Annotated in this window: 12 protein-coding genes; 5 read left to right on the top strand and 7 right to left on the bottom strand. The window is 56.0% G+C overall.

Annotation, left to right across the window (positions count from 1 at the left end; genetic code table 11):
• Positions 1-12: 12 nt before the first annotated feature.
• Entirely contained in the window at positions 13-582 is a 570-nt protein-coding gene (locus FB556_RS01375; RefSeq protein ID WP_211343939.1) for a dihydrofolate reductase family protein, read from the top strand.
• Here the strand turns inward: FB556_RS01375 and FB556_RS13355 are convergent.
• Positions 573-710 (bottom strand): hypothetical protein, encoded by a 138-nt coding sequence (locus FB556_RS13355; RefSeq protein ID WP_170200316.1) that lies wholly within the window; start codon positions 708-710, stop codon positions 573-575. The genes FB556_RS01375 and FB556_RS13355 overlap by 10 nt on opposite strands.
• A 39-nt stretch (positions 711-749) precedes the next feature.
• Entirely contained in the window at positions 750-1,448 is a 699-nt protein-coding gene (locus FB556_RS01380; RefSeq protein WP_211343940.1) for a YczE/YyaS/YitT family protein, read from the bottom strand.
• 155 nt (positions 1,449-1,603) lie between these two features.
• Between FB556_RS01380 and FB556_RS01385 the strand changes: the two genes are divergently transcribed.
• On the top strand, positions 1,604-2,860 hold the full coding sequence (locus FB556_RS01385) for an MFS transporter (protein ID WP_246057145.1): 1,257 nt from the start codon (positions 1,604-1,606) through the stop codon (positions 2,858-2,860).
• Positions 2,860-3,375 carry a hypothetical protein gene (locus FB556_RS01390; protein WP_141864066.1) on the top strand — a complete coding sequence of 172 codons (516 nt, stop codon included), beginning with the start codon at positions 2,860-2,862 and terminating at the stop codon, positions 3,373-3,375. The genes FB556_RS01385 and FB556_RS01390 overlap by 1 nt, the downstream gene beginning before the upstream one ends.
• A gap of 482 nt (positions 3,376-3,857) precedes the next feature.
• Here FB556_RS01390 and FB556_RS01395 read toward each other — a convergent pair whose 3' ends face one another.
• The gene (locus FB556_RS01395) at positions 3,858-4,649 is read right to left on the bottom strand and encodes a lipoate--protein ligase family protein (protein ID WP_141864068.1); all 792 of its coding nucleotides are present in this window, start codon (positions 4,647-4,649) and stop codon (positions 3,858-3,860) included.
• 199 nt (positions 4,650-4,848) lie between these two features.
• Between FB556_RS01395 and FB556_RS01400 the strand changes: the two genes are divergently transcribed.
• Complete coding sequence (locus FB556_RS01400; protein ID WP_246057146.1) at positions 4,849-5,967, top strand: PQQ-dependent sugar dehydrogenase; 1,119 nt, start codon at positions 4,849-4,851, stop codon at positions 5,965-5,967.
• Between the two features lie 24 nt (positions 5,968-5,991).
• Here FB556_RS01400 and FB556_RS01405 read toward each other — a convergent pair whose 3' ends face one another.
• The 4 genes from FB556_RS01405 to FB556_RS01420 form a co-directional block, all read right to left on the bottom strand.
• Positions 5,992-7,290 carry a type III PLP-dependent enzyme domain-containing protein gene (locus FB556_RS01405; protein ID WP_141864070.1) on the bottom strand — a complete coding sequence of 433 codons (1,299 nt, stop codon included), beginning with the start codon at positions 7,288-7,290 and terminating at the stop codon, positions 5,992-5,994.
• Between the two features lie 272 nt (positions 7,291-7,562).
• On the bottom strand, positions 7,563-8,147 hold the full coding sequence (locus FB556_RS01410) for an arsenate reductase/protein-tyrosine-phosphatase family protein (protein ID WP_141864072.1): 585 nt from the start codon (positions 8,145-8,147) through the stop codon (positions 7,563-7,565).
• Between the two features lie 6 nt (positions 8,148-8,153).
• Complete coding sequence (locus tag FB556_RS01415; protein WP_342774644.1) at positions 8,154-9,620, bottom strand: tyrosine-protein kinase domain-containing protein; 1,467 nt, start codon at positions 9,618-9,620, stop codon at positions 8,154-8,156.
• A gap of 275 nt (positions 9,621-9,895) precedes the next feature.
• Positions 9,896-10,519 carry a YdcF family protein gene (locus FB556_RS01420; protein ID WP_141864076.1) on the bottom strand — a complete coding sequence of 208 codons (624 nt, stop codon included), beginning with the start codon at positions 10,517-10,519 and terminating at the stop codon, positions 9,896-9,898.
• Between the two features lie 282 nt (positions 10,520-10,801).
• On the opposite strand from FB556_RS01420, the gene FB556_RS01425 reads away from it, so the two are divergent.
• The gene (locus FB556_RS01425; protein WP_141864078.1) at positions 10,802-11,920 is read left to right on the top strand and encodes a glycosyltransferase family 4 protein; all 1,119 of its coding nucleotides are present in this window, start codon (positions 10,802-10,804) and stop codon (positions 11,918-11,920) included.
• Positions 11,921-11,924: the final 4 nt, after the last annotated feature.

Here is an 11,924-nt window from a genome sequence, read left to right on the forward strand (position 1 = left end):
TGCTATGCCAGTGTGAGCGTTTCTCTAGACGGCTACTACACCGGGTTGAATCCTTCTCCGCAGCACATGTTGGGTGAAGGTGGTGAGGTGCTGCATGCTTGGCTGCCACGCGATGTGATCGACCGCCCGGAATCCGGGGTGCACGACATTATTGCTGAGGAGTACACGCGGGTTGGTGCTGTGGTTATGGGGTGGGATAGTTACGAGCACGCCGAGACCGCCTGGGGTCCAAAGCCACCGTTTGGGGTGCCGGTTTTTGTGGTCACCAGCCGGTATTCGGCCGATGACGTCCGGCAGGGCACGACCTTTCATTTCGTCAACGATGGTTTCGAAGCCGCGGTCGAGCAGGCGCACAATGCGGCAGGAGCCAAGGATGTTGGCCTGCACGGCGGTGGGGCGATCCGTCAGGGACTGCTTCACGGTCTCCTTGAGGGATTACAGCTCCATCTGGTGCCCGTACTGCTTGGTAACGGACGTCAGTTATTCGACGGTGTGGATCCAGGTGGCATTCAGTTGGAGCAATTGCGTGCCGCCGAGGGGCAGAACGTCACGCACATCAAATATCGTGTGCGTTATGGCTGAGCTGCTGAGCAAAACTTCACGAGTTGTGCAGCCATGGGTGCGGGTTCCCAATCATGGATGTGGCCCGCCACCGTGACTTTCTCGGCATTTGGCAGTGCTGCTATGGCTTCAGCTGCCCTATGCATCATCTCGAAGCTTGCAGCGTATCGGCGACCTCGGCCAGCAAGCTAATCCTTGGCTGCTGGCCGACGCCGGCGGAGGTTTTCGATGGCTTTGACCACTCCCCCGACGGCAAACGCTGCGAACACGGTGCCTTCGCGCACACCTTCGAGCCGCTGCATGAGCACCAGCGAGACGATGGCAGCGATGATCACCAGTGACCAGTCGACGATTTGTTTCATGGTTCCAAATCGTGCCGATGTGACATGGGTCAGCGCCATGACGATGCCTTCGCCCGGCAGATACAGCAGTTTGGGTTGGATCTGGATGTAGACGCCGATACCCAGGATGAGCGCACCGACGATCGTGACGACCCACTGGAGCAGATAGTTATCAGTCTGTGCCCATTCGGTCAAAAAGATGGAGACGTCGATCAGGGTGCCAAAGATGACGGCGATCGGCAGCTGTACGAGTTGAAACAGTGGAAAACGCCGTCGCAAAATGATGATCTGGATGAGCACGAACACGGCGTTCATCACCACGGTCACGCCACCGACGCTCCATGAGGTTGCGGCGTCGATGACCGCCGGGAACGTGGAAATCGGGGCGGTACCCAGTTGGCCGTGCACACTGAGTGCGATGCCGACCGACATGACAAACACACCGAGCAAAAAGGTGGCCCAACGGCCCAACATACTGGCAGCTTTGGGTTGTGATGCGGTGTCTTCGGTAGTGGTGATTTCTTCGTTGTGCATGCCCTCGGGCATCGTGGTCCTCGCTTCGTCATCCGGTATGGCCTACCGGCCTGCCACTACTGTAGTCGCACGGGCGATGAATCCAAGATTTGCGGTCGTCAGATCCGCTACCGAATGCATGACCCCGTTCCGGTCGACGACGTCGAAAAAGGACTACTGTGGTGGATGTGACCACTGATAGAACCCCTGCACGGTCGGCATCGACCGGCCTGCTAGTTATTTTGTTGTGCGCGATGGGTGCCGGCCCGCTGTTTAACTACGGCATCTCAGTGTCGTCGGCGCTGATTATCGAACAGCTGGGCATTTCCGCCGGACAGCTTGGCCTGATTGTCACAGTGGTGTTTGCTACTGCGGCGTTGTCGAGTATTTGGTTGGGCAACCTGGCCGATAAGATCAGCGCCCGTTCCCAGATGCTCATCATTTTCGTAGGGACCGCTGTTGCGCTCGTGGTGGCTGCTTTTGCGCACGATTACTGGGTGTTGCTGCTGGCCGCCGTGCTGGCCGGACCAGCCCAAGCGATTTCGAACCCCACCACCAACCGGGTGATTATCCGTGCGGTGCCAGCGGAGAAACGCACCGGCTGGATCGGGGTGAAGCAGTCTGGTGTCCAGGCCTCCCAGCTGTTTTCGGGTTTGTTCTTCCCCTCGGTTGCGATCGTGTTGGGCTGGACGGGCGCCGCCCTGGGGGGCGCGGTGGTCTGTCTGCTTTTGTGGCTCGTGTCGTTGAAATACGTGCCGTCGCCGGCCCAGCTGGCCGCCCGCCAATTCCGGCCCGTTGAACCCGCCCCACCGGAAGTCACGGTTGATACCGGACAGATCTCGACTGTGACCACCAAAGAAAAAATGCCGGTGATCGTGTACTTCTTCGCCGTTATCGCAATGCTATCGGGCATGGGGATGCAGGCGACCAACGTCTATCTGCCACTGTTTGCGGTCCAAGAACTGAATTTTTCGTTAGTACTGGGCGGTGCCGCGGCAGCCGTGTCAGGCGTGGTCGGTGTGGTCTCACGCATTGCTTGGTCCCGCCGCATGCAGGCCGGAGCCCAACCGTCGCGTTTATTGATCTACATTAGTGCCGGCGCACTACTGGGCGTCTTTGCGTTTCTCGGTGCGGCCTACTGGCAACTTCCAGCTCTGGTGTGGGTCGGTGCCGCCCTGCACGGTATTACGGTCTTCGGGGCCAACGTCGTCATTAATGCGGGTCTACTGCGTGTGGTGCCGGGGCATAAAATTGGTGCAGCTTCCGGACTGAATTCGATGGGCATGTATGCCGGATTTGCGGCCGGGCCGCTCATTATGGGGCTGTTACAGGACGTAACGCATGGATTTACCGCCGGCTGGATCGCCGTAGGCTTGAGTTATCTACTGTGCGGTGTGGTCACCGTGTTACTCCATCGCCGCACGCAGCGTAAGGAGAAACGTTGATGCTCATTAGAACCACCCATACGCCTCGTTGGGCTAGAGCCTTGATGTTGTTGATCCCACCGATTTGGCTGGGGTTGATTATTGGGATTTCGTTCATCGAAGCGCCTTTAAAATTTACGGCACCGGGCATCACGATTCCACTGGGCCTGGGCATCGGGCGTCGCGTCTTTTTAGCGATGAACATTACCGAGGTGCTGCTGGGGATCTTGCTGCTGATCGCATTGATCTCGATGTGGCGCGATCACCGCCACCAGGAACTGCCAAACTTTCATAAAATGCAGCTCTACAGCTTCGTGGCCCTTGCACTACTGCTGATCAAGACCGCCGTGATTCGGCCATTATTGGCAGCTCACACCGATCGAGTATTGGCCGGAACCTTTGAGGGTGGTTCCACGGCTCACTACTACTACATCGGCGTCGAAGCCGTCTTAGTTATTGTATTGCTGCTATTGATGGTCGCTGTCGTTCGCGGACTATTGCCACCGAGCCCGTCCAGCGACGACGTGTCCCTCTAGGAACCGGGAGCGGCTGATCACTAGCTGCCTACGACGTAACGCACAACGAGTGATCAGGTTGTTGTTAGGCATCCACGAGGTGGGAGTTTTGCGTCCGGGTGGCTGACGGGGTGCGGTAGCCAGAACCGGGCAGCAACGCGTCGATGCTGAATTTCCCGGCCCGCCGCGTCTGGCAATCAGCAGCGCGAAGTCGTCGATGATTGGGTATTTTTTACAGGGTGTAAGAATGTCAGCATGACCGATAGCTCGACACGGAAAGTGTTTCCGCGGCAAGTCAATCTCGTGTAAACCGCCACTATCACCAGAAGTCCCAACGCACTCCTGGCCCTACTTCCTCGCATTCATACCGAAGTAGGCGGGATCCATCAAGTTTATCCAATAGCGAAACGAACAACAGCCCGCGGCTTCTTGGCTCATCGAAGACGTCTGAAACCAAGTCCGCAGGGCACAAGGCACCCCACAAACCCGGGAACAGAGCAGGTCTAAGCGGCGGATGAATCCTGCGGAACACGATCGAGCAGCTCGTCCCAGAGCATCGGCGCGAAAGTGAATGTGTCGGCCCCATCAAGCCCGCCGCTGAGGAATTCGTGTTCATATTCCCACTGCAGCTCGTCGATCACATCATCAACGGTTACGCCAGCTGCCCCGTCCTCCACGGCTCCTGCAGTTTGGGGATCAAACTCAATGCCCAGCGCTTCGTAAACATCGGTCAGCACGTTGCGAATGGGTTCGGCGTCCTGCACAATCAGACTGGTGGAAAACAGCCAGGCGCCTTTGACCACGCGTTGAGCGGTGCCGGCGAGTTTGATGCGCAGATTGGGTGCTAGCACACCGTGAACCGAGTATTCTCCTGCACAATACTCCCCCGGGATCTCTCCGACGGCAGCCTGCACACCCAGTCGCGTCAACACGTTAGTAAATAGTGCACCGAAGTACTCAAACCGAGACTTGAAACCAACCATGGCATGATCTGCAGGCTGGATGTGATCGATCAGCAGTGAACCTCGATGATATGCTGCCGCACGCCCACCCACTTTGCGCACCATGGACTTAAACCCGTGCTGTCTGCTGCGTTGCTGCGCTGCGTTGTACCCGGTCATGCGCACGTCTTGCTGACCAAAGGACACCGTTGGTTCGGGTCGATAGATTCGGACGAGGGGGCCTTCAAGCCGATCGCGTTGCACAGCTCGCAGCAACGTTGTTGAATACGCCAGGTTTTCCTCTGCGCCCAGGCTCTCTTCCTGCTCTACCCAGGTCAGTGTTCTTGATGTCACGTGTACCTCAATTCGTCGGTCAGTCTCAGATGAGCATACGCAACATGACCACCCAGCCACGAGATATCGTCGCCTTCCTCTAGAGTCGTTGTGCGTCCGGTCGCCGGAGCACATAGCGCATACCGAGCCGTGCACACCCTTGTGACAGCTGCGATAATGGTAGGACTTATCACTTTCTCACTGTACGGGAGGACTAGGCATGCAATTTCTTCAACGAACATGCCCGATCCTGCTGGCGGGCATATTGTTGGTCACCGGGTGCGCAGCAGATCCAGAACCTACCACCATGGATACGCCCGAGGCGTCGCAGCCGGCGAGCGATCACGCCGAAACAGCCACCCCGAGCAAAAACCCCGATCCTATCGAGTTAGGTACGGTTGAAGTCATCGCCCAGGGCCTGACAACACCGTGGTCTGTGGCATTTGCCGGGGATACACCGGTGCTCAGCGAACGCGACAACGCACGTATCGTGGCGCTCAATGACGAAGGTACCGTCCGTGAGCTGGCCGTTGTTGATCAAGCAACGCCCGGTGGTGAGGGTGGGCTGCTAGGAATTGTGATTCACCAGGACAAGCTCTTGGCCTATCTCACCACGGCCACTGACAACCGCATTTTGAGTTTTGATCTCTCGGGTGCAGGTGAGACTCTGGCATTGGGTAAACCAGAAGTCCTCTTGGACGGCATCCCGGCATCGGACTATCACAACGGTGGCCGTCTTGGTATCGGTCCGGACGGAATGCTCTACGCCACGACGGGTGATGCCTTAGAACCAAGCGGCTCCCAAGATTTGGACTCACTGGCGGGCAAAATCTTGCGCATCACGCCCAGCGGCGACATCCCCGACGATAATCCTTTTGAAAATTCTCCGGTCTACAGTTATGGGCATCGTAATCCTCAAGGGATTGCCTGGGCTGCCGATGGCACGATGTATGCCAGCGAATTCGGTCAAGACGATTGGGATGAACTCAATGCGATCGAACCTGGTGGCAATTACGGTTGGCCAGAAGTTGAAGGTGCTGAGGACCAAGAAGAATTCATCGACCCGGTCCAGCAATGGATACCAAAAGATGCTAGCCCAAGCGGAATCGAAATCAATGACGGCACACTGCTGATGGCAGCACTACGTGGTGAGCGGCTGTGGGCAATTCCCCTGGACGACGTCACCACATCCAACGCCTATTTCGAGCATGAATATGGTCGGCTGCGCGACGTTGCGACCGCACCCGATGGCTCTATCTGGGTGTTGACCAGCAACACTGACGGCAACGGGGCTCCCACACCTGTAGACGATCGAATTCTTCGCATCGAGGTGCAATAAACTACGCACCTCGACGGGGTGCCGCTAGATCGCTGGTTCTGCCCCGAGTTTCCGGGCGGTGTTCACTGGACGCTTGAGCGTAACTGCATCCTCCATTGGTTCTGCTGGCGACTGTGGCCAATAGCTGCCCTGAACGTATTCTAAAGCGCCCCATTTGCGTCGTACCAGTTGCAGCTGCTGGTCCTCGTTTCGAACATACACTGCCGGCAGGTACTCGATAAATAGCGGCTGCAGGCTGAGCGTATACGCACCGACTTTGTAAAATACGATCCGATCATCAAGTTGCAGAGCTGGGGTATCCTGCAGGGTCATCATCCGGTCACCTTCAACCAAGGTGAAACCGCACAACACCTGTTGCGCTAGGCGTTCAGTACTTTGGGTTTTCAGACTGATCTCATATGGTTTGTCTTTTCTCAGCAGGGGATCGATGTTGGTTCGACTGGCATCGGTCACCACCAGCCTCTGACCCTCAATTTCTTTGATATCAACAACGCTGGCGTGAAATTCGAATGGCACCGCAACCAAAGCACCGCCTGGTTCCGTAATTAAGCAGGTGCGTTCCATATCGACGACGCCCTCTAACGTTTCACTGATCACCTGGAAATAATCATCAAATGTTGGGCTACCGTGCTCGCTGCCGAAGAAGCCGCCACCGATATCAATCCAGTCCAGGTCCAAATTTCGAGACGTGATAATCTCAGCGGCTACCGTGGCAGCAGCTTGGTAGACTTTCAAGCTTTGGGTTCGGGAGTTCCGGTGGACGTGAATCCCCGCAATCCGGACGCCGGCAGCTTTGAGCTCGGAGATCGCCTGGTCAAGCTCACCATTCTCGGGGCTAAACCCAAAGCGACTCTTTTGCTCGCCGAAGGTGCTTTCTCCAGGGGCTCGGGTCTCCAAATCCCAATTGATACGTAGCCCGACACCAAAATCTCGGTCCGGTAGTTCCCGAGCAAGTTCAATCGTCCAAGCAACGTCTCGTTTGGCATCAAGATTGACAATCGAACCGCCAAGCAACGCCGTGCGTAGTCGTTCGCGGCTTTTATAAGGGCCGTTGAGGACGATTCGGTCCGGCGAATATCCCAGCGTCAGCGCCAATTCGTATTCGGCGTCGGAAACAACCTCGGCCCAGGCACCTCGATCTCGCATGAATGCAACCAGCCAGGGTAAGGAGTTTGTTTTGAACGAATAGCCCAGAATCGAATACGGCCAATGCGTGTGCTTCGCCGTTAAGAATCGATCAGTGAACTTTTCCAGCAGTGGTTCGTCGATAACAAAAGCCGGTGTTGGCGGTTGTTTCTCGTCGAGTAGGTGTGAGCGATCCATGAGACTTCCGGCCTCCAGCATATAAAAATTTTCTCTACGCCAGACTCTTCGAAACCTCGCAGAGAACAACCCAGGCTGCGTCAGCACTGCTACGAGCATTCCAGCAAAAAGTGGCGATGGATGCAGCGGTGAGCGACGCGATATCTTTCACTCAGGCTGCAAGCTCTATACTATTACACTGTCGTGAAATTTACCATGAAATTCTGGACATTCCAGTGGCTTCATGTCACGGTGGTGACCATTCTGGATTCACCTAACGGTAAGCAGACCAGTCAGCGCAGAGCACCTTCAAAATAGGCGATGACCGTTTCCACCGCTGCAACGATTTGATCCCGGGACGTCTGATAGGTCTGTTCGCTGCGTTGATAGGGATCGAGGATATCGTCATCCTCCGGTGCATCCGGGGGTATCGGGATGCCTCGATATGACGCGGCGCGTTCAACAGCGTGGCGCAGCTTGTCCGCCGGTGTCTGGGCGCTTGGAGCGTGCAGTTGCGATGCAGGGACCACGTCGCTAATGCGGGCAAACTCTCGAAGCGTAAAAGCTCTTCGCAGTATGTTTGGATTCAGCTGTACCGCGGCGCTGCGGTGTTCTCGAGCCATGCCAAGCACCAGATCAACGTTGTGCAGATCGTCCGGGGCCAGCTGCCGCCCAGCATGATCGGCGGCAGTTTTGAGTCCAAGCTGTTGTGCAATAGCCAATTGCGGTGCTGGCATCGGGTGTTCCACGAGCGCCTGGATTCCAGCACTTCGAATCTCTACCGGGATGCCGTCCAAACCCTGTTCTAGGAGGAGTTGTGCCAGGGGCGACCGACAAATATTGCCGGTGCAGATGGTCAAAATGCGGAAAGCTGCCAACGGCGGTCATCCTTTTCGTCTCGTGCCGGCCTTTTGCCTCGGCAGCAATTTGCGGAACCAGGATCTCCGCGGAGCTGTTCGATTTTCTTCACCATAGGCGTATGCGTAGGCGCCATAGCCGTTCAGACTAGCGCCTTTGGCCGGCAACATGGTTGCAATAATGCCCCGTAGTGGAACATGCGCGGTATCAAGCGAAGTGATCGCGCCTTCGAGGGCTCGTTTCTTGGTGATACCTGCTGCCGCCACAAAGATCATGCCCTGGGTTTTTGCTCCGACGACGACCGCGTCGGTCACAAGCAGCACGGGTGGGGCATCCAGAATTACCATATCGACCTGTTGCTCAAGTTGAGCCAGCAGCTGGTCCATCATCGACGAGCCCAATAGTTCCGAGGGGTTTGGTGGAATCTGGCCTGCGGGTAAGACATATAGTTGGGTCTGACCCCAGCGCTGCATGACGTCGGCTGCTTCAACACGACCAATCAGCACGTCGGTCAGTCCTACAGAGCCTTCAACGCCCATATATTCTGCGACGCGTGGTCTGCGAAGGTCACAGTCCACCAGGGCAAGCTTCATTCCGGTCTCGGCCAGGGCCAGGGCCAGATTCGCAGCAGTCGTAGATTTACCTTCTCCGGGCCCGGCACTTGATATGACAAACGTCTTAGGGCCCTCCCCCACCGCCAAGAATTGGACGTTAGTCCGCAAGGTCCGAAACGACTCCGCGCGAGGGCTCTTGGGATCCAGGTGAACGATCAGTGGTTTCTTAGCGGCTTTGGAATCATGCGCGATCCGTCCAAGAATTGGTGCTGCACTGATTTGTTCGATGTCGTCTGTCGTACGAATCCGCGTGTCCAGGACTGTTCGAAGCAGTGCGATGCCAACACCCACTGCCATTCCGAGCATACATCCCAGGACCAGGTTCGTCTGTGGTCGTGGGCTCACCGGTGCAGTAGGCTCGGTAGCCGGTTGCACGACGGTGATTTGTACCGGACTGGTGGCATCGTCGTCATGCGGTGGTTCCAGCTCTTCTTCGACCAGAGTTCGCGTTTGCACACCGACCTCGTTGGCAATCGCAACGGCCCGCATCGGATTTTCATCAAGCACAGAGATGTTAATGAGAGTCGAGTCGGCCGGAGCGGAGACCGTGATTTGGTCAGCAAGCTGGCGCGGCGACACGTCGAGGTTGAGCTCTTCGGCAAGTGGTACCAACACGCTTTTGGTGGTAGCTAATTCAACGAAGGTAGCCATACTTTGACGCGCAAAGTTAGAACCCTGGAGTAAGTCGCTAGAGGCTTGAGAGTCGGTACGAACTGACACATAGAGTTTTGCCTCGGCTTCATAGATCGGAGTGGTGAGCTGAGTTACGACGAAGCCGGCGCCTGTTCCGAGAATCGTGGTAACCACGATAAGTACCCAATGGGTATACAGGATCCGTAAATAGTCGCCTAATTCCACCAGGCACCCTCCAGGTCGCACTGCGCACGTTCACAATGGTTGAGTAATTCCTCCTGTATCAGCTTACCCAGTAGAGCTAGCCCCATTGCCAAAGCACTCAAGAACTAGAACCTACGTACTCTTCTCCATGCTCACCATGGTAGAAGCTTCACAGACTCATTTGGAACATTTCAATTAGCGATTATTGTATTTCAATCACAGGTAATTGAACACTGATCATCACCGACCAGGACGACGAATTGCTTGCACAGGGAACACCTCACCACAACTGCTCTACGCAGTTCCGCCAGTGATCATCAGCACCGCGTTGTCGTTTCCCATGCCGCCTTCAGAAACGCCGCATTTTCATAGACCACGTGCCAGGCCCACTCAGAGATGTTCAGATCACGCTCAGAAAAGACGATATTGATCTCCACGTCACCATCTAAGCACTGGTCATAAATGTACCGGGTTCTGAAAGCGTGGAACGGGTCGGTCACCACGGTCAGAGAGTCCCAGGAGTTGTCTTTGACCAGGTCTGAGATGGCGAGCGCTTCCCCAAGGGTTGAATCCTCCTCCGGTGTGAAACACAGGATGTCGGGTTCTTCGCTGGGTTCACAATAATTCGACAGCGGAACCATACCGTCGGTAGGAGCTGCAATGTGATTCATCGGATCGTGCGCAAAATACGAAATGACTAGGGTATCGGCAATACCTTCAGCAATGAGCTGCTGAGCCATCGGCAGGCGGCTCTCTTGCGGAGCGAGACTCACCACGACGTCACGTGGCGAGTCTAGGTCGCCTTGCCTTGGTGCCACGATATTCACGCTTACATAAACCAACCAGCCAATAATGACGACAACTGTCACACCACCTACGACCTTCCACCATCGCGCTCGCCTTCTGGGGTTTCCTGCCGTTCGCTCGGGTGTTGACGTCATGACTGCTCATTTCAGGTGTGCGATTGAGGAGACACACATGAAGTTGACTCCACGCGTGTCATCTTGGTGACTTGAGACATAGCCAATTCTAGCCGCTATGGTGTCACCCGTCACTGATTTCTGCCAGCTATGGCGCACTATTTCAAGACGTTCAGCAATCAGTATCTGACGGAATATGCTGCCTTGAGTGTAGGCTGAAAGCACGTTTTCATGCTGCCCACCACGGTGGGCAACTGTCGTTTCTTCGGTGGTTAAGTTCGCTGGTCGTCAGAAGGGCAACTGATGAAAGAGATAGTATTCTGGCAAGAGGCCCTGTCAATCCATCGTGCTCCGGTGATACGGGAGCTGTCCCGGTTAGCAGGACTACGTGTCAGCGCCGTGTCATTCAACGCTGTCTCGAGCGCTCGGCAAGCTATGGGATGGGACACCCCAGATTATGGCCAGGCCCACCTAGAAATATTTGATCCCAGCCACTGGCAGCGCGCTGCGGAGGCTTACCGTAATGCTGATGTACACGTGTTTGCTGGCTTCGGTGCTTGGCCAGGCCTGCGTGAAGTCCAGGCTCATCTGGCCCCCATCTCGGATGCCATGATGTTTGTACTCACTGAGCCGTGGGACGATCGTGGATTCAAAGGTTTCCTGCGGCTGCTCCGTGCCGGTCGACGTGTCAAGCGACTCGGCCCGCATCTGTCAGGTGTCCTGCCGTGCGGTCCTCGCGCTAAACAACAACTCCAAAGTTTTCGGCCGCTACGGTCCACCCCGATCTACGATTTTGGGTACTTCGTCGATGCATCCGCTCCGGTAACCCAGTCGCCAGCTGACAGCCAGCGGCTTATCTTCGTGGGAGCCCTCGCCGAGTGGAAACGTCCCCTCTTGTTAATCCGCGTTCTAGCCAGGTTGCAGCACCTGAGCTGGCATTTAGATATGTACGGGCAGGGTGCTCAGTCCTCCGAAGTACACCGCGAAATTGAGCTGCATAGTCTAGAAGGTCGTATTCATGTCCATGACTACCGGCCGTATCACGCAATCCGTGAAGAAATTGCCGCCAGTGATCTTCTCATTCTTCCCAGCGCCCATGATGGTTGGGGCGCGGTCATCAACGAAGCACTCATGGACGGCACTCGGGTCGTTGTGAGTGATGCCGCAGGCGCCAGTGACCTAGTCACCCACGAAATGCTCGGCGGTCGTTTTCGATCTGGAGACCGTTCAAGTCTAGAAGACGCATTACGTTCAGCCCTTGCATTCCACCACGATCATCAAACATGCAGTGCCATCAGGACATGGGCTGACAAGACCATATCGCCTACCGCAGCGGCTGAATACCTGAAAACGATCCTTCTGACGTTGCCCAAACCAGTAACAGCCCCTTGGAAAGAAATCGCCCCTTCATTAGGTGACTAGTATC

The sequence above is a fragment of the Enteractinococcus coprophilus genome, from assembly GCF_006716305.1.
Taxonomy (GTDB): domain Bacteria; phylum Actinomycetota; class Actinomycetes; order Actinomycetales; family Micrococcaceae; genus Yaniella; species Yaniella coprophila.

Coding starts and splice junctions, on each gene's coding strand:
- FB556_RS01390 (WP_141864066.1), top strand. CDS start 2,860: ATGCTCATTAGAACCACCCATACGCCTCGTTGGGCTAGAGCCTTGATG.
- FB556_RS01380 (WP_211343940.1), bottom strand. CDS start 1,448: ATGCCCGAGGGCATGCACAACGAAGAAATCACCACTACCGAAGACACC.
- FB556_RS01425 (WP_141864078.1), top strand. CDS start 10,802: ATGAAAGAGATAGTATTCTGGCAAGAGGCCCTGTCAATCCATCGTGCT.
- FB556_RS01405 (WP_141864070.1), bottom strand. CDS start 7,290: ATGGATCGCTCACACCTACTCGACGAGAAACAACCGCCAACACCGGCT.
- FB556_RS01420 (WP_141864076.1), bottom strand. CDS start 10,519: ATGACGTCAACACCCGAGCGAACGGCAGGAAACCCCAGAAGGCGAGCG.
- FB556_RS13355 (WP_170200316.1), bottom strand. CDS start 710: ATGATGCATAGGGCAGCTGAAGCCATAGCAGCACTGCCAAATGCCGAG.
- FB556_RS01400 (WP_246057146.1), top strand. CDS start 4,849: ATGCAATTTCTTCAACGAACATGCCCGATCCTGCTGGCGGGCATATTG.